We start from the raw sequence: 16520 nt of genomic DNA, 5'->3' as shown, positions 1-16520 counted from the left end.
GCCAACGGCGCGGGGGATAGGTGAAATGCGCGGGCAATTCACCGGAGGTGGATCAGTTCTGAGGAACGACGTTCCTCAGAACTGGCCACCGAACGTGAATTGCAGCCGCTCGATCTTGTCATCGTCTTCCTTCTTCAGCGGGAAGGCGTAGCTGATCGAGATCGGGCCGACCGGGGCACGCCACAGTAGCGCCACACCGGTGGATACGCGCAGTTCGTTGGCCTTGAAGTTGTCCACGCCGGTATACACGTTGCCGAAGTCGACGAAGGCCGACACGCGCGCCGACGGGCTGTCGAACAGGCGCGGGAAGTAGGCTTCCACCGAGCCGACGGTCTTCAGCGAACCACCCAGTGGCTGGCCTTCCGGATAGCCGGTGGTGACTTCGCGCGGACCCAGGGTGTTGTCCTCGAAGCCACGCACCGAGTTGGTGCCACCGGCGTAGAAGTTCTCGAAGAACGGCAGGCCGCTGGCGGTGACGGTACGGGTGGTGCCATCGGGATTGGTCAGCGTACGGGTGTAGTCCTTGCCGTAGGCATCGCCGTAGCCGATTTCGGCGCGGGTGTTGATCACCAGCGACGGCATGATCGGCCAGTACTTGCTGATCTGGTAGTTCAGCTTGTAGTACTCGATGGTCGAACCCGGCAGCGTGGTTTCCAGGCCGATGCGCTGGTAGGTACCGCGGGTCGGCATGAAGTAGTCGTTGCGGGAGTCACGCGCCCAGCCCAGCTCGGTGCGCCAGGCATGGAAGGTGCGCTTACCGACCGCGTTGATGTAGTCGATGATCGACTGCGGGGTAGAACCCTGGTACGTGGTGATCTGGTTGCTGTCGATGCCGAACATCAGCGAGACGGTGTCGGTCTCGGTCAGGGGCACGCCGAACACCACCTGCGCGGCACCGTTGGTGCTGTTGTACTGCGCGGTGTTGAAGTCGGAGTAGTCCAGTTCGCGCCAGGACAGGTTGTAGCCCAGCGACACGCCGTCATCGGTGAAGTACGGGTTGGTGTAGCTGAAACCGTAGCGCTGCAGGTAGCTGCTGCGCGAGGCTTCGACCGACACGCGGTTACCGCCGCCGAGGAAGTTGTTCTGCGACAGCTGCACCGAGGTGGTCATGCCGTAGGACTGCGAGTAGCCCAGGCCGAACACGAAGCTGCCCGAGGTGGTTTCCTTGACGTTGTAGACGACGTCGACCTGGTCGTTGCTGCCGCTGACGGCCGGGGTTTCCACTTCCACCGATTCGAAGTAGCCCAGGCGCTGCAGGCGGATCTTGGAGCGGTCGATCGCGGCCTGCGAGTACCAGCTGTTCTCGAACTGGCGCATTTCGCGGCGCATCACCTCATCGGAGGTGCGGGTATTGCCACGGAACAGGATGCGGCGCACCGACACGCGCGGGCCGGGCACGACCTGCATGTTGATGGCGACGGTCTGCTCGGCGCGGTTGGTGGTCGGGATCGGGTTCACCTTGGCGAACGCGTAGCCGATGTTGGACAGCGAGTTGGTGATGGTGTCCGAACTGAATTCCAGCAGCGCGCGCGAGAACGTGTCACCGGACTTCTGGACCACCATGCGCTCGACATCCTCCTGGGGAAGGATGGTGTCGCCGCTGACCTTGATCTCGGAGATCTTGTACTGCGCGCCTTCGGTAACGCCCGCAGTCAGGAACATGTCGCGCTTGTCGGGGCTGATCGAAACCTGGGTGGAATCGATGCTGAAGTCGACGTAGCCGCGGTCGAGGTACCACGAGTTGAGCTTTTCCAGGTCGCCGGACAGCTTCTCCTTCGAGTACTGGTCGTCACGGCGGTACCACGACGCCCAGTTGTGCTCCTTCGACTCCCAGGTGTCGAGGATGTCCTTGCTGTCGTACTTCTCGGTGCCGACCAGGTTGACGTGGCGGATCTTGGCCGCCTTGCCTTCCTTGATGGCAATGGCGATGTCCACGCGGTTGCGGTCCAGCGGGCTCACCGTCGGGGTGATGTCGACGTTGTACTTGCCGCGGTCGTTGTACTGCCGGCGAAGTTCCTGGGTCACGCGGTCCAGGCTCAGGCGATCGAAGGTGCCACCCTCGGTCAGGCCGATGTCGGACAGGCCCTTGAGCAGCTGGTCGGACTTGATGTCCTTGTTGCCGGTCACGGTCAGTTTGTTGATCGCCGGGCGTTCCTTGACGGTCACCACCAGGATCGTGCCCTGGCGGTCCAGCTGCACGTCTTCGAAGAAGCCGGTCTTGTACAGGGCGCGGATCGTCTCGCCGACCTTGTTGTCGGTGACCGTCTCGCCACGCTCCACCGGCAGGTAGGTGAATACCGTGCCCGAGCTGATGCGCTGCAGGCCGTCGACGCGGATGTCGCTGACAGTGAAGGGCTCGGCTGCCTGGGCCAGGGCGGGAGCGCCGGTGACGGCGGCGAGGGCGAGGGCCAGCAGGCGGCGATTGGGGAGTCGCGTCATGTCACGTCCGGTAGGAAGGTCGATTTCATTGGTGCGGGATGCCGACGCTGTAGACGGCAACAACGTGGAAAAGTTCATCGCGGGACCAGGCCGAGGATGTCGTTGTAGAACGCCAACCCCATCAGCCCGGCCAGCAACGCCAGGCCGATGTACTGGCCGGCGGCGATGGCACGCTCGCTCAGCGGGCTGCCCTTGACCAACTCGATAAGGTAATACAGCAGGTGCCCGCCGTCCAAGATCGGAATCGGCAGCAGGTTGATGATGCACAGGCTCAGCGACAGCAGGGCCAGGAACTGCAGGAACCAGTCGAGGCCGCGCTGGGCCGAGACATTGGCCACGCGGGCGATGGTGACCGGCCCGGAAACGTTCTGCAGCGAGGCCTTGCCGGTCACGATGCGGGCCATCATGCCCAGTGAGTCGGCGGCCAGGCGGCCGGTCTCGCGCACCGCCACGGTCACCGCATCGAGCGGGCCATAGCGCAGCAGGGTGTCATAGGCCGGACTGTAGCGGGTGGGGAAGCCGACGCCGATCTGCCAGACCGGGTTGCCCTTGCCATCCTTGCCCTGGCGCGGGGTGACCTCCAGCGCCAGGCGCTCGCCGCCGCGCAGGACCTCGATCATGCCCGGGCCGCCGGCGCGGCCCAGGGCCTGGATCTCGCCGATCACCTGGTCGACGCTGTCGATGCGCTGGCCGTCGATGGCCACGATCAGGTCGCCCGGCTGCAGTTGCCCGGCCACCACGGAATCGGCGGTGAGCGAATCGACCAGGGCCGGTTGCAGCCAGGACTGCCAGTACAGGCCGGCCAGGATCGGGACCCGCCGTTCATCGAAACCGGCTGGCAGCTGCGACAGCGGCAGCGTGCGCACGCGCACCTGGTCGGCCGGGTCCAGCACTTCCAGCTTCACGTCACGCCGGTCCATCGCGGCGGCAGTCAGCGCCATGCTGGCCTCGCCGAGGGTGGCCACCGGGCGCTCGTCCACGCGCAGCACGCGATCGCCGCTGGCCAGGCCGGCGCTGGCGGCGATGCCGCTGACACGCCCGATGGTGGGCGAGTAGTCCTGCTTGCCGATCACGAACATCGCCCACAGCAGCAGGATGCACAGCAGCAGGTTGGCGATCGGGCCGGCAGCGACAATGGCGATGCGCTGCCAGACGGTCTTGTGGTTGAAGGCCTGGCCACGCTCGTGCGGGTGGACCTCGACCTCGCGTTCGTCGAGGAACTTCACGTAACCGCCCAGCGGAATGGCGGCGATCGCGAACTCGGTACCGTGCCGGTCGCGGCGCGACCACAGCGGCCGGCCGAAGCCCACCGAGAAGCGCAGGATCTTGACCCCGCACAGGCGCCCGACCCAGTAATGCCCGAACTCGTGGAACGTGACCAGCAGCCCGAGGCTGACAATCATCCACCAGACCGATCCGATGAAGTCAGTCATGCAGGCTCACAGTGGCGGGCAGGGGCGGCGGCGTCATGCGGGGCGAGGCGGTCGTTCAGGCGGCGTCGATGGCGTTCAGGGTGAGCTGGCGTGCCCGCTGGTCGGCGGACAACAGGACCTCCAGTGTATCGGCTGGCTCGGTCGGCAGTGTTGAAAGCGCGTTAGCAACCAGCGCCGGGATGGTCAGGAAACCGATCCGGCCCTGAAGAAACGCTGAAACCGCCTCTTCATTGGCGGCGTTCAGCACCGCCGGCGCGGTGCCGCCGGCCTGCATCGCCTGCCAAGCCAGCGCCAGGCAGGGGAAGGCGTCGGTATCCGGGGCCTCGAAATCGAGCCGGCCCTGGGCCAGCAGGTCCAGCCCGGCCACGCCCGATTCGATGCGCTGCGGCCAGCCCAGGCCAACGGCGAGGGTGGTGCGCATGTCCGGCAGGCCCATCTGGGCCAGGGTCGAGCCGTCGACGAATTCGACCAGCGAATGGACCAGGCTCTGCGGGTGCACCAGTACCTCGATGCGCTCGCCGGGCACGCCGAACAGGTGATGGGCCTCGATGACTTCCAGGCCCTTGTTCATCAACGTCGCCGAATCGACCGAGATCTTCGGCCCCATCGACCACTTGGGGTGGGCAACGGCCTGTGCCGGGGTGACCTGGGCCAGTTCGGCGCGGCTGCGGCCGCGGAACGGGCCGCCGGAGGCGGTCAGCAGGATCCGGCGCACGCCGGCGCCGTCGACGCTGGCATCGCGCGAGCGCAGGCACTGGAAGATCGCGCTGTGTTCGCTGTCGATCGGGATGATTTCGGCGCCGGCACGCTCGGCAGTGCGGGTCAGCAGTTCGCCGGCCAGCACCAGTGATTCCTTGTTGGCCAGCAGGATGCGCTTGCCGGCGGCCGCCGCGGCCAGGGTCGAGGACAGGCCGGCGGCACCGACGATGGCCGCAACCACGGTATCGCAGGCGTCGCTGGCGGCCAGCTGGTCCAGCGCGGCCTGGCCGGCATGGGCCTCGGTGGCCAGGCCGGCGTCGCGCAGGCCGTCGCGCAGCTCGGCATACAGCGATTCATCGGCGATGACCGCATGGGCCGGCGCATGCTGGCGGCACAACGCCAGCAGCGCCTGCACCTGGCGCCCGGCAGCCAGCACGGTGGCCCGGTAGCGCTGCGGGTGGCGGGCGATCACGTCCAGCGTGGAGGCACCGATCGAACCGGTGGCGCCGAACACGGCGACCCGGCGCAGGTCTGCAGCTGCATTCATGGTCAGAACCCGAAGATTTCCTTGCCCAGCGCGAACACCGGGACCGCGGCCAGGACGCCGTCGACACGGTCGAGCACGCCGCCATGGCCCGGGATCAGGTGGCCCGAGTCCTTGGCCCCGGCGTGTCGCTTGATCAGGCTCTCGAACAGGTCGCCCAGCACCGAGGCGAACACGGCTACCACCGAGGTGATCAGCAGGCCCGGCAGGTGCGCGGCATCGATGCCGGCCAGCCAGCCCAGGCCGACGGCCACGGCGACACCGGCCAGCAGGCCGCCGAACAGGCCTTCCCAGGTCTTGTTGGGGCTGATCCGCGGCGCCAGCTTGTGCCTGCCGAAATGGCGGCCGGCGAAATAGGCGCCCGAGTCGGCCGCCCACACCAGCGCCAGCGCGGCCAGCAGCCACAGGTGGCCCTGTTTGCCCGGCGGGTCGCCGCCGGCATGGATCAGCACCAGGGCGGCCCAGGCCGGGACGATGGCCAGGGTGCCGGCCGCCATCTTCAGGATCCGCGAGGGCGCCGACGGCTGTGCGCCGAAGTTGAAGAAGCGCAGCCAGACCAGCGCGGCCAGCCACCAGCCAACACCGGCCAGGGTGGTTATCTGGAACAGCACCAGCGTGCTGCCGTCGGCCCAGACCAGCAGCACCATCAGCAGCAGGTTCAGCACCAGCAGCACGGTCCGCGCCAGGGTGTCTTCGATGCCGGCCAGCTTCAGCCATTCCCACAGGCCGATCAGCAGCACGGCGGCGGCAGCGGCAGCCAGCCACTGCGTGGGCAGCAGCAGGATCGCCGCGATGGCAACCGGTGCCATGATCAGCGCGGCAAGGACTCGGGTCTTGGTCATGGGCTGGAAGTCTCGGTGGCCAGTGCGGCGATCTGGGCGCTGGTCAGGCCGAAACGACGCTCGCGGCCGGCGTAGGCGTCCAGCGCCTGCTGCAGCTGATCGGCATCGAAGTCCGGCCACAGGGCCTCGGTGAACCACAGCTCGGTATACGCCAGCTGCCACAGCAGGAAGTTGCTGATGCGGGTGTCGCCACCGGTGCGGATGAACAGGTCCGGCGGCGGCAGGTCGGCCAGGGCCACCTGGCTGCCCAGCAGCGCTTCGTCGATCTGCTCGGGCAGCAGGCGACCGGCCGCCACTTCGACGGCCAGGGCGCGCGCGGCGCGGGCGATGTCCTGGCGGCCGCCATAGCTGGCGGCGATCGACAGGGTCAGGGTGGTGTTGTCGGCGGTGCGCTGCTCGGCCAGCTGCATGCGGCTGACCAGCCCGGCACCGAAGCGCTCGCGTTCGCCGATGAAGCGCACGCGCACGCCACGCCGGTGCAGCTCGTCCACTTCGCGGTCGAGCGCGCCGAGGAACAGCTTCATCAGCGCATCCACTTCCTCCTGCGGCCGGCCCCAGTTCTCGCTGGAGAAGGCAAACAGGGTCAGCGCGGGAATGCCCAGTTCAAGGCAGCGCTCGATGGTGCGGTTGACCGCGCGCGCGCCGGCACGGTGGCCGATCACGCGCGGGCGACGGCGCTGCTGTGCCCAGCGCCCATTGCCATCCATGATGATGGCAAGGTGACGGGGCAGGGCGGACGGCAACGGAGGCGGGACTGAAGGCATCGACTTCAGACCGACAGCAGTTCTTTTTCCTTGTCGGCAACGACCTTGTCGACGTCCTTGATGTTGGCGTCGGTCAGCTTCTGGATGTCGTCTTCGCCGCGCTTCTTCTCGTCTTCGCTGATCGCCTTGTCCTTGACCAGCTTGGCGATTTCCTTGTTCGCGTCCTGACGGATGTTGCGGATCGCGATCTTGGCGCCTTCGCCTTCCTTCTGCACCTGCTTGGCCAGCTCCTTGCGGCGCTCTTCGGTCGGCGGCGGCATGTTGATGCGGATCGCGGTGCCCAGCGTGTTCGGAGTGAACTCGGCGTTGTAGAGACCCTTTTCGATCTCCTTGATCATGCCTTTGTCGAACGGGGTGACCAGCAGCGAGTGCGCGTCGGCGTTGGAGATCGACGCGACCTGGTTCAGCGGGGTGCTGGCGTTGCCATAGGCGCTGACCGTCACGCGGTCCAGCAGGGCCGGGGTAGCGCGGCCGGTCCGGATGGAGGTGAGGGTGTGCTTCAGAGCGTCAATGCTCTTGGCCATGCGCGTCTGCGCGTTGTTCTTGATGTCGTTGAGCATCGCCCGGTCCTGGGTGTCACTGGAATCGGGCGATTATAGGCGAATACGGGACGCTGCCGGGCCTGAATCGGCCCGGTTGTCGCTTTGCGCTCAGGCTCAGGCCGGGTCGCGGCCCTGGACCAGGGTGCCGATGTTCGCGCCGCTGAGGATCTTCAGCAGCTCGCCCGGCTGGCCCATGTCGAACACGCGCATCGGCAGGTCGCTGTCGCGGGCCAGTGCAAAGGCGGCGGTGTCCATCACTTCCAGGCCGCGGCGGATCACTTCGTCGTAGCTCAGGCTGTCGAAGCGGACCGCGTCGCTGTGCTTGTTCGGATCCTTGTCGTACACGCCATCGACCTTGGTGGCCTTCAGCAGCAGGTCCGCACCGATTTCGATGGCACGCAGGGCGGCGCCGGAATCGGTGGTGAAGAACGGGCTGCCGACGCCGGCGGCGAAGATGACCAGGCGGCCCTTTTCGAGGTGGCGGATGGCGCGGCGGCGGATGTAGTCCTCGCACACGTCGTTGATCTTGATCGCGCTCATCACCCGGGCCTTGGCGCCCAGCTTCTCCAGCGCGTCCTGCATGGCCAGGGCGTTGATGACCGTGGCCAGCATGCCCATCTGGTCGCCGGTGACCCGGTCCATGCCGCCGGCGGCCAGGCCGGCGCCGCGGAAGATGTTGCCGCCGCCGATCACCAGGGCCACTTCGGCGCCGGCCTGCTGGGCTTCGATGACCTCGCGGGCCAGCCGGTTGATGACCTTCGGGTCGATGCCGTAGTCCTCGTCTCCCATCAGCGCCTCCCCGGACAGTTTCAGAAGGATGCGGCGATAGGCGAGCTTGGACATGGGGACCTCGGGTGCGTGGAAATCGCGGGCGATTCTACGCGCATGCGGCGCCGGGCCAAAGTGTTTTGTGCACTGCGGCGCAGAATCCGGGGGGTGGCCCCGGTCCGTGGGGCGTCCCGTTCAGCCGAGTTCGGCGCTGGCCGTGGCCGACAGCTCGTCGTGGCCAAGGGCCCCCGGCGAGCGCGCGATCACCCGGTTGCGGCCCAGGTTCTTGGAGCGGTACAGCACGTCGTCGGCGGCGCGCAGCAGGTCCTGCACGTCAGCGAAGCGCTCGTAACCGCCCTGGGTTGCCACGCCGGCGGAGAAGGTGACGAACAGCGGCCCGCCCTCCAGCTCGGCCATCGGCGTGGCGACGATGTTGGCCAGCACCCGGCGGATCACGTCCAGGGCCACGCTTTCGCTGGTATTGGGCAGCAGTGCGACGAACTCCTCGCCGCCGAAGCGCGCCACGGTGTCGCTGTTACGCAGCTGGCCCTGCAGCTTGCCGGCGAAGGCGCGCAGCACCTCGTCGCCGGTGAGGTGGCCGTGGGCGTCGTTGATCTTCTTGAAATCATCCAGGTCGATGAAGGCGACCGACAGCGGCCAGCCCTGGCGCCCGGCGCGCAGGAATTCCTGCTCCAGCACCGCTTCCAGCTGGCGGCGGTTGAGCACGCCGGTCAATGCATCGCGATGGGCCTGGTCGGCCAGCCGCTTGGCCCGCGCTTCGAATTCGTCGGCACGACGGCGTGCCTGGTCGGCATCCTGCAGTTCGCGCAGGTTGCGCAGGGTGGCCAGCTCCTGCGCGTGATCGATCAGCTCGCGCACCCGCAGCGGTGAATTGAGGCCGGCATCGAACAGGCTGGCGATGTCGGGCAGGGCCTCGCTGATGCGGGTCAGCACCTGGTCGAAGCGCGCGCTGTCCAGTTCCAGGCGGTCGTGCACCTGGTGCAGGGCGCGCTCGCGCGCCGCATCGGCGTCGGCGTCCAGCCAGATGTCGGCCACCGCGCCGGACAGCTGCACGCACGCCTGGAACGGCGATCCGGCGGCGTCCTCGTCCTCGCTGAGGCGGATGCTCTCCACCAGGTAGCGCGGCAGGCCCCATTGCTCGGCCACCCAGGCGCCGACGTCGGCATGGCTGCAGCCCAGTTCGTCGCGCTCGCGGGCGACCAGGTCGGTGTTGTCGCGCGCTTCGCGCAGCAGGGGCAGGTAGCGCTCCGACTCGGCCTGGGCCAGGCACAGCACGCCCAGGTCCTGCAGCAGGCCGGCCAGCATCAGCTCTTCCAGCCTGCGCAGGCCACGCGCCTGGCCCAGCTGGCTGGCGGCCAGCGCGCTGAGGATGCTGCGCTTCCACGCGCGCTGGCGCAGGTCGTGGTCGGCGCCGCTGCCGCCGGTCAGGCCCTGGGTGACAGTGAAGCCCAGGGCGAGGCTGATCGTGGCGTTCAGGCCCAGCATGGTCAGCGCCTGGCCGAGGTTCTCGATGCGGCGGCGGCTGGCATACAGCGGCGAATTGGCGATGCGCAGCATGCGAGCACTCAGCGCCATGTCGATGGCGATGATGTCGGCGGCGGTGGCGATGTCCGCTTCCGGGTCCTGCGCCAGTTCGATGATGCGCAGGGCAATACCGGGGGGCGAAGGCAGGTTGCGGCAGAGCGCCAGGGCAGCTGTCAGCTCGGGAGGCATGTCGGGTCGTTCAATTCCATTGGGACAAGAATACCTAGGAACGCATCACAGTCCGCGATTTTCCTTCCTGCTATGTGACTGCGGTTTCCCTGCGCCGAGTATCGGCTTGATTCGCGCGCAACGCAAAGATCCCTGGTGCCGGGCTGTGCCTGGCGCCGGTGTGTGCACCCACGGTGCGCAGCCACCGGCGCAGTGGGCACAAAAAAAGAGCCGCGGTTTCCCGCGGCTCCTTCTGGTCGCATCACAGCCGGAAGGCTGGAATCAGACCTGCATCGCCTTGGCAACTTCGGCGGCGTAGTCTTCCACCACCTTCTCGATGCCTTCGCCGACGATCAGCAGCTTGAAGCCTGCCACGTCCGCGCCAGCGGCCTTGACCACCTGCTCGACGGTGGTGTCGCCCAGCACGTAGGTCTGGCCGTACAGGGTCACGTCGCTGACGATCTTGTTGATCTTGCCGCTGATGATCTTTTCCAGGATGTCGGCCGGCTTGGCCTTGTCCTTCTCGGTCATCTTGGCCAGCTCGATTTCCTTTTCCTTCTCGACGAACTCGGCCGGGACGTCCGCAGCCTTGTTGTGCGGCGGCTTCAGCGCGGCCACGTGCATGGCCAGGCCACGGGCCAGCTCGACGTCGCCGCCGATCAGGTCGACCAGCACGCCGACCTTGCCGTTGGTGTGGACGTAGGCACCGATGTTGCCGGTGGTGTCGACCTTGACCATGCGGCGGATCTGGATGTTCTCACCCAGGGTCTGCACGGCGGTGGCGCGGGCTTCCTCGACGGTGCGGCCGTCGGCCAGCGTGGCGGCCTTCACGGCTTCGACGTCGTTGGCGCCCGATGCCAGGGCAGCAGCGGCGACGGCGTTGACGAAGGACTTGAAGTTGTCATCGTTGGCGACGAAGTCGGTTTCCGAGTTGACTTCGACCAGCACGGCCTTGCCGCCGTCCTGGGCCAGGCCCAGGCGGCCTTCGGCGGCCACGCGGTCAGCCTTCTTGTCGGCCTTGGCAGCGCCGGACTTGCGCATGGCTTCAGCAGCGGCGTTGATGTCGCCGTTGGCTTCGGTAAGCGCCTTCTTGCATTCCATCATGCCGGCGCCGGTGCGCTCGCGCAGTTCCTTGACCAGGGAAGCAGTGATTTCCACGGGATTACCTCACGAAAGAAAGGGGTTGGGCCGGCATGGTGGCCGGCCCGTGTGACACGGTCCTGTCACGCGCCGATGGCTGCGTGCAGGGAGGGTGGACGCCGGGCGTCCACCCGGGGCCTGGATCAGGCCTGGGCGTCGTCGCCCTTCTTGGCAGCCTTCTTGGCCGGAGCGCGGCGGGCCGGCTTCTCTTCGCCTTCAGCAGCGGCTTCAGCGAACTCTTCCTCGCGCACCGAAGCGGCGTGCGGGGCAGCCGCCTTGCCTTCCAGCACGGCGTCGGCCGCAGCGCGGGCGTACAGCTGCACAGCGCGGATGGCGTCGTCGTTGCCCGGGATGGCGTAATCAACCAGTTCAGGGTTGTAGTTGGTGTCGACCACGGCGATGACCGGGATGCCCAGCTTCTTGGCTTCCTTGATCGCGATGTCTTCGTGGCCGATGTCGATCACGAAGATGGCGTCCGGCAGGCGGTTCATGTCCTTGATGCCGCCCAGCGAGGCTTCCAGCTTGTCGCGCTCGCGGCGCAGGCCCAGCACTTCGTGCTTGACCAGCTTCTCGAAGGTGCCGTCGGTTTCACCGGCTTCCAGTTCCTTCAGGCGGGCAACCGACTGCTTGACGGTACGGAAGTTGGTCAGGGTGCCGCCCAGCCAACGCTGGTTCATGAACGGCATGCCGCAACGCTCGGCTTCTTCCTTGATGGTTTCGCGGGCGCTGCGCTTGGTGCCCAGGAACAGGACGGTGCCACGCTTCTGGGCAACCGACGAGATGAAGTTCATCGCATCGTTGAACAGCGGGACGGTCTTTTCCAGGTTGATGATGTGGATCTTGCCGCGGGCGCCGAAGATGTACGGAGCCATCTTCGGGTTCCAGTAGCGGGTCTGGTGGCCGAAGTGGACGCCGGCTTCCAGCATCTGACGCATGGTGACCTGGGGCATTGCAATACTCCTGATATGGAACCAGCGATTCCGCCCGCGGGGATAGGTATGCGGGACGCGTGGAAGCGCGATCGGTTCCGGGGTTGGGCTTCCCTGTTGCCTCCGTGGCCGAACTCCTTGCGGAGCACCCCGGCACGGATGGGGGCAGCAGGTGTGGATTCACCGGTGACGTCCGGTGTGGACGGGTTCCCGCGCACGCAGGCGGCAGGAATCCGGTCGATTATAGCCCGTCGCGGGCACGTGCTGCAATCGCAGGGGCCGGCGTGACCAGATCAATGTCGCGGCCGTCCTGCAGGCGGGCCCGGAAGCGACCACCCGCATAGCCATCGGCGCGGGCGGGCAGGGGCCATCGGCGGTCATGCCCGGCCAGGATGTAGCCGGCCAGCCCGGGAAGCAACAGCGATGCTCGGCCGTCCGCGGTGACGAAGCGCAGATCATGCAGGCGAGCGTGCAGATTACCGGAATTGCCGAGTCGCAGAGTGCTTTGCGACGCGTACGCCTCAAGTTGGCCCTGTACCAGGGCCTGCCGGGGCGGCGTCGCCGGGCCGCGGAACAGCGGCAGGGAGTAGCGCGGCAGGCCTGGCAGCGCGGGCGCCAGGACGATCCGATAGGCCTGTTCGGTGGTTGCCGGCACGGGGTCGCCGGGCAGCAGCCAGACGCGCTGGGTGCCGCCAGGTGCCAGGTCCAGCTGCGCAGGGCTGACCCGGATCTGGTCGCTCGGGTGCAGTCGTTCGGCGTCCAGCTGCTGATCCCAGGCCAGCACCTGCACCCGGCCCTGCCAGCGGCCGGGGCCGGGATTGTGCAGCCACAGTTCGGCACGGCCGCCTTCGGCTGGCAGCTGCAGGGTGGTTGGCAGCAGATCCAGCGCTGCGGCGGGCAGGGCCAGCAGCAGGGCCAGCAGGAGCAGCAGCGCGCGCATCAGTAAATGAGCGTCACGGCCGGCCTTTCATCGTCGTCTGCCGCAGGCGGCGCGAGGTCGCGGACCTGGGGCGGCAGCTGCGGTGCGTCGCTGCGCTGGTGCGGCGCCGGGCAGCCGGTGCCACCGGCGTCATCACTGCAGGCGTCGACCACGGTCAGCCGGATCTGCAGGGGGCTGCTGGGTTCGGCCCATGCCGGCGTGCTGGCGACCAGCATCGCCCCGATCAGAAATGCGCGAACCACCTGCCAACCACCGTGCTGAAAGATATCGCTGCGCGGTATCGGCCGGAGACGCCGGAACTGTAGCGCCGAGCCCATGCCCGGCGTGCCGTCAGAAAATGCAGCCGAGCGTGGGCTTCGCTCGACCGGACGCTCAATAGGTGATCGTTACCTGCACCAGATCGTTGTAGGTGCCCGCGGGCGGCTGGCCGCTGACCGGCGGCACCCGGCCATAAATGGTCAGCTGCTGTGCGCTGCCCGTGCCGGTGCCGCTGGCCGTGTCGACGGTCAAGGTATTGCCCCAGCGCAGGCTCCGCGCCGAGTCCCGGTACAGCTCGTAGGGAAGGTAATAGGTGCTGCCGCCGACGGTGGTGGCCATGCGCCGGATCGGAGTGGCGGCAGGATTGTTCTGGCCGTTGTTGAGGCCGACCTGGAAGGCGGTGTTCTTCAGGCAGGTCAGGGTGAGGGTGGCGGTCCGGTCGATGTTGGCCGGAATGCCGCCGGTGACGTTGCCGAAGTTCATGGTGGTGGTGACGTAGCTGCCACATTGCGGCAGCACGTTGGCGGTGGCGGTGAAGCTGAAGGCTGCACTCGCGCTGTTGGTGCCGGTGGCGCCGCCATTGCAGGTGGCGGGCACGGTAGCGGTACCCAGCAGGACTTCGTTCCACGCCCAGGTCAGGACCACGTTGGCCCCGCTGAAGGTACTGCTGTACGCGCCGGAGGCCAGGATCTGGTTGGCCGGGATCTGCCCGAACAGCTGCACCGACTGCGCACCGCTGCCGCCCGTCACCAGCGGCACGTTGTAGGTCATGGTCAGTTCCTGCGCCGGTGGCGTGCCGCGCGGCACCAGTCCGGTGACCTGGCCGAAGCTGGCGTTGTTGTACAGCTGGAAATTCAGGGTGTCACTGCTGGTGGTGGTCATCGTGCGGAAGGTGGAACTGCTGCCGCCACCACTGCCGGCGCCCACGCCCACGCAGACGCGCACGCCGGTCGTGGCCAGCAGGCTCAGCGCGGCGGTGGTACAGGTCACCGTGATGTTGAGGTTGGCCGTGCTGGGGCCGGGCGTATTGCTGTTGATGTTGCCGAACGGCAGGGTCGGGTCGGCGACTGCCGTGCAGACCGCGGTGGCACGCGCGGGCGCCGGCGCCAGCAGGCTGCCCAGCAGGATGACGGCCAGCAGCAGGGCCCACCGGGCGTGCCTCATGGCGCCACCTCCGGGATGCACTGCTGCGGCGCCGGCTTCGGCCGCGCGCCGGACGCCACCACCTTGGGCAGGTCCGGCACTTTCACCCGGCAGGGGCCGCGGCTGGTGGTGACGTACAGCACGCTGCCGGCGGCAACGTCTTCCAGATAGAGCAGGCCGTCGTAGCCGACCGTGGCCTGGCGGCCATCGGGCAACCGCACCTCGCTGCCGACCTCCAGCGGCTGCCCGTCCATTGCCAGCAGGGTCAGGCTCAGTGACGGCCGCGAGCGCAGCTGGAAGGTGACGCGGGTGCCGGCGCGCTGGCGCGGGGTCACCCAGTCCTCGATGCGATCGGCGCGCATGTCCTCGGGCAGGTCCAGGGTATCGATCGAGACACGATTACGCTGCCAGGACAGCAACGGGCTGACCAGCAGCAGGCCGCGATCATCGGTGACGCCGATCAGGCGGTTCTCCAACCGCACCGGCACGCCGCCGACGCCATTGGTGCTGATCACCGCGAACGCGTCCGACACCTCGCGCGTGGCGAAGGTGTGGCCGCCCATCCACACCACGCTGCCACTGGCGCTGGCGTAGGCATAGTTCAGCCCGCCCTGGCGCGAGGCGCCGAACGAATAGCGGCCGACATCGTTGAGGATGCCGACCTCGGCCAGGCCGCCGTTGCCGTCCTCGCCGTGGCGCAGCTGCGCGCGCCAGCCGACGCCGCCCGCGCTGCCGTCGCCCGGGACCGGCTGGGTCACGTCCGCCACCCAGCTCTGGCTATCGCCGTTGCGTTGGCTCGAGAGGCTGGCCTGGCGGTTGTTGCCCAGGCTGGCGGTCACCGACAGGTAGATGCTGCGGTCGTCGCTGCGGTCCAGGTTCTGGTTCAGCGACAGGTAGGCCGACCAGCGCTGGCTCCAGCTGCGTGACCAGAACAGGCTGGCGTAGCGGTTGTCGTCGCCGTCGGGGTAGCGCAGGCGCAGGTAGCTTGCGCTGAGCGTGCCCAGCCGCAGCAGGTCCAGGCCCAGCGTGGCCTGTTCACTGATGCTCGGCGGCAGGTTGCCCTGCAGTGCGCCCAGGTCGCGGTAGTCGCCGTGGCTGCGCACGCTGCGCAGGTTGACGTTGAAGCGGCGGTTGTTCCAGCTGTAGCCCAGCGCCCATTGCCCGCCCTGCAGGCCGTGGTAATCACTGCGTGCATAGGCCGCGTTGAACACGCCGGCCGCGCCGAGCAGCCACCAGCCGCCGACGCCGGCCTGGGCCAGGCCGCCGCCGCCTTCGGCATGCGCCTCGCCAGTGAAGGTATCGCTGATGCCTCCGCGCCAGCTGGCACTGGCCACGGTGCGATCGTCGTAGGCGAAGGAGCGCTGGCCAAAGTCCTCGCGCAGGTGGCCGACGCCGGCCGACCAGTCCGAAAGGCCCTTGGCCAGGAGCTGCTGGGTGCCATAGAAACTGAAATCCAGCGTCTGCATGCGGCCGAAAGCATCGGTCACCACCACCTGCGCATTACCGGTGCCGCTGATCCCGGGCTGTGCCGCCAGCTGGAACGGGCCGACCGGTACCTGCCCGCTGTACTGGCGCAGGCCGTCCACGTACAGCTCGACCGTGGAGGGCACCACGGCCTGGCCGAGGAAGCTCGGCGTGGGCGTCAGTACGCGGTAGGGCTGCAGCCCGTAGTTGCGGCCGATCTGCAGCCCGCCCAGGCGCACCGGGCGGGTCCAGTCGACGAAGCCGCTGTAGAAGTCACCGACCTCCAGCGTCGTTGCGCTGTCGGGGAAGTCCAGGCTCCAGCGGGTGTCCAGCCGCACGCTTTCGCCGCGCCAACGGCGATCGCCGGGTTGCTGGTAGCGACGGCTGATGGCGGTGTTCTCAAAAGTCCCGTTGCCGATGCCGAACACGCGCAGCTCCGAGCTCAGGCTGAGATTGCCCAGTGTGTCCACCCGGCTGCCGTAGACGTCGTAGTTGAGCAGCACGCCCGGCGAGGCGGTGCCGGCCGGCGCACGCGCCTGCGGCCGGCTGAGCACCGTGGTCGGCAGGGTCAGCTGGTCCAGTGGTACATCCAGCGCCAGGGTCTGCATGTGCGCGTCGTAGCGCACCACCGCGCCGCTGATCTGATCCAGGTAGACCGGTGCATCGCCGCTGGCATTGAAGCCGAGCTGGCGCAACACCTCGGGGCTGGCCTGCAGCCGGCCGCGGTTCTCGATGAACGGCAGCAGGCCGCGTGGCGTGCTGTTGAGCGACACATCCAGGTACAGCGTCTGGCTGGCGGTCAGCGGGGTCGGGGGCGGCAGCACGGCGTCGGCCGACACGCCGGAGACATCGGCGGCTGCGGTCGCCGCGGGAGCCAGGGCCGCCAGCACTGCGCCCATCAA

General features: G+C 67.9%; 14 protein-coding genes. All 14 read right to left on the bottom strand.

Annotation, left to right across the window (positions count from 1 at the left end; genetic code table 11):
- Positions 1-75: 75 nt before the first annotated feature.
- The 14 genes from bamA to BLS66_RS12490 all read right to left on the bottom strand — a co-directional run bounded on the left by bamA (position 76) and on the right by BLS66_RS12490 (position 16517).
- Positions 76-2439, bottom strand: a complete 2364-nt coding sequence (gene bamA, locus BLS66_RS12555; protein ID WP_049464395.1) for an outer membrane protein assembly factor BamA — start codon at positions 2437-2439, stop codon at positions 76-78.
- Positions 2440-2513: 74 nt separating this feature from the next.
- The gene (gene rseP, locus BLS66_RS12550) at positions 2514-3872 is read right to left on the bottom strand and encodes an RIP metalloprotease RseP (RefSeq protein ID WP_053505929.1); all 1359 of its coding nucleotides are present in this window, start codon (positions 3870-3872) and stop codon (positions 2514-2516) included.
- A 55-nt stretch (positions 3873-3927) separates the two neighbouring features.
- Positions 3928-5118 carry a 1-deoxy-D-xylulose-5-phosphate reductoisomerase gene (locus tag BLS66_RS12545; protein WP_064237985.1) on the bottom strand — a complete coding sequence of 397 codons (1191 nt, stop codon included), beginning with the start codon at positions 5116-5118 and terminating at the stop codon, positions 3928-3930.
- A gap of 2 nt (positions 5119-5120) precedes the next feature.
- Positions 5121-5957: a phosphatidate cytidylyltransferase gene (locus BLS66_RS12540; protein ID WP_049464402.1), complete on the bottom strand. Its 837-nt coding sequence runs from the start codon at positions 5955-5957 to the stop codon at positions 5121-5123.
- A complete protein-coding gene (gene uppS, locus BLS66_RS12535; protein ID WP_049464404.1) occupies positions 5954-6721 on the bottom strand; it encodes a polyprenyl diphosphate synthase in 768 nt (255 codons plus the stop codon). Before uppS ends, BLS66_RS12540 begins: the two co-directional genes overlap by 4 nt.
- A 5-nt stretch (positions 6722-6726) precedes the next feature.
- On the bottom strand, positions 6727-7281 hold the full coding sequence (frr, locus tag BLS66_RS12530) for a ribosome recycling factor (protein ID WP_014646499.1): 555 nt from the start codon (positions 7279-7281) through the stop codon (positions 6727-6729).
- A gap of 96 nt (positions 7282-7377) precedes the next feature.
- Positions 7378-8106 (bottom strand): UMP kinase, encoded by a 729-nt coding sequence (pyrH, locus tag BLS66_RS12525; RefSeq protein WP_019659122.1) that lies wholly within the window; start codon positions 8104-8106, stop codon positions 7378-7380.
- Positions 8107-8226: 120 nt separating this feature from the next.
- Positions 8227-9765, bottom strand: coding sequence for a GGDEF domain-containing protein (locus BLS66_RS12520; protein ID WP_064237986.1), 1539 nt, complete (start codon positions 9763-9765; stop codon positions 8227-8229).
- A 261-nt stretch (positions 9766-10026) separates the two neighbouring features.
- Positions 10027-10902 carry a translation elongation factor Ts gene (tsf, locus tag BLS66_RS12515; RefSeq protein ID WP_053463562.1) on the bottom strand — a complete coding sequence of 292 codons (876 nt, stop codon included), beginning with the start codon at positions 10900-10902 and terminating at the stop codon, positions 10027-10029.
- Between the two features lie 125 nt (positions 10903-11027).
- Complete coding sequence (gene rpsB / locus BLS66_RS12510) at positions 11028-11834, bottom strand: 30S ribosomal protein S2 (protein WP_005408748.1); 807 nt, start codon at positions 11832-11834, stop codon at positions 11028-11030.
- 220 nt (positions 11835-12054) lie between these two features.
- The gene (locus BLS66_RS12505; protein WP_074725977.1) at positions 12055-12753 is read right to left on the bottom strand and encodes a fimbrial biogenesis chaperone; all 699 of its coding nucleotides are present in this window, start codon (positions 12751-12753) and stop codon (positions 12055-12057) included.
- Complete coding sequence (locus tag BLS66_RS12500; protein WP_049464979.1) at positions 12753-12968, bottom strand: hypothetical protein; 216 nt, start codon at positions 12966-12968, stop codon at positions 12753-12755. Before BLS66_RS12500 ends, BLS66_RS12505 begins: the two co-directional genes overlap by 1 nt.
- Before the next feature lie 157 nt (positions 12969-13125).
- Positions 13126-14175, bottom strand: coding sequence for a Csu type fimbrial protein (locus BLS66_RS12495; protein WP_074725976.1), 1050 nt, complete (start codon positions 14173-14175; stop codon positions 13126-13128).
- A complete protein-coding gene (locus BLS66_RS12490; RefSeq protein WP_074725975.1) occupies positions 14172-16517 on the bottom strand; it encodes a fimbria/pilus outer membrane usher protein in 2346 nt (781 codons plus the stop codon). Before BLS66_RS12490 ends, BLS66_RS12495 begins: the two co-directional genes overlap by 4 nt.
- Positions 16518-16520 lie beyond the last annotated feature (3 nt).

The sequence above is a fragment of the Stenotrophomonas pavanii genome (genome assembly GCF_900101175.1).
Classification (GTDB): Bacteria; Pseudomonadota; Gammaproteobacteria; order Xanthomonadales; family Xanthomonadaceae; genus Stenotrophomonas; species Stenotrophomonas pavanii.
The sequence above is the reverse complement of the archived record's forward strand: the minus strand, read 5'-3'. Positions and strand labels throughout refer to the sequence as shown.

Bases quoted from the DNA above. Each gene is read 5' to 3' on its own strand.
- bamA (WP_049464395.1), bottom strand. From the start codon at position 2,439: ATGACGCGACTCCCCAATCGCCGCCTGCTGGCCCTCGCCCTCGCCGCC.
- rseP (WP_053505929.1), bottom strand. From the start codon at position 3,872: ATGACTGACTTCATCGGATCGGTCTGGTGGATGATTGTCAGCCTCGGG.
- BLS66_RS12545 (WP_064237985.1), bottom strand. From the start codon at position 5,118: ATGAATGCAGCTGCAGACCTGCGCCGGGTCGCCGTGTTCGGCGCCACC.
- BLS66_RS12540 (WP_049464402.1), bottom strand. From the start codon at position 5,957: ATGACCAAGACCCGAGTCCTTGCCGCGCTGATCATGGCACCGGTTGCC.
- uppS (WP_049464404.1), bottom strand. From the start codon at position 6,721: ATGCCTTCAGTCCCGCCTCCGTTGCCGTCCGCCCTGCCCCGTCACCTT.
- frr (WP_014646499.1), bottom strand. From the start codon at position 7,281: ATGCTCAACGACATCAAGAACAACGCGCAGACGCGCATGGCCAAGAGC.
- pyrH (WP_019659122.1), bottom strand. From the start codon at position 8,106: ATGTCCAAGCTCGCCTATCGCCGCATCCTTCTGAAACTGTCCGGGGAG.
- BLS66_RS12520 (WP_064237986.1), bottom strand. From the start codon at position 9,765: ATGCCTCCCGAGCTGACAGCTGCCCTGGCGCTCTGCCGCAACCTGCCT.
- rpsB (WP_005408748.1), bottom strand. From the start codon at position 11,834: ATGCCCCAGGTCACCATGCGTCAGATGCTGGAAGCCGGCGTCCACTTC.
- BLS66_RS12505 (WP_074725977.1), bottom strand. From the start codon at position 12,753: ATGCGCGCGCTGCTGCTCCTGCTGGCCCTGCTGCTGGCCCTGCCCGCC.
- BLS66_RS12500 (WP_049464979.1), bottom strand. From the start codon at position 12,968: ATGCTGGTCGCCAGCACGCCGGCATGGGCCGAACCCAGCAGCCCCCTG.
- BLS66_RS12495 (WP_074725976.1), bottom strand. From the start codon at position 14,175: ATGAGGCACGCCCGGTGGGCCCTGCTGCTGGCCGTCATCCTGCTGGGC.
- BLS66_RS12490 (WP_074725975.1), bottom strand. From the start codon at position 16,517: ATGGGCGCAGTGCTGGCGGCCCTGGCTCCCGCGGCGACCGCAGCCGCC.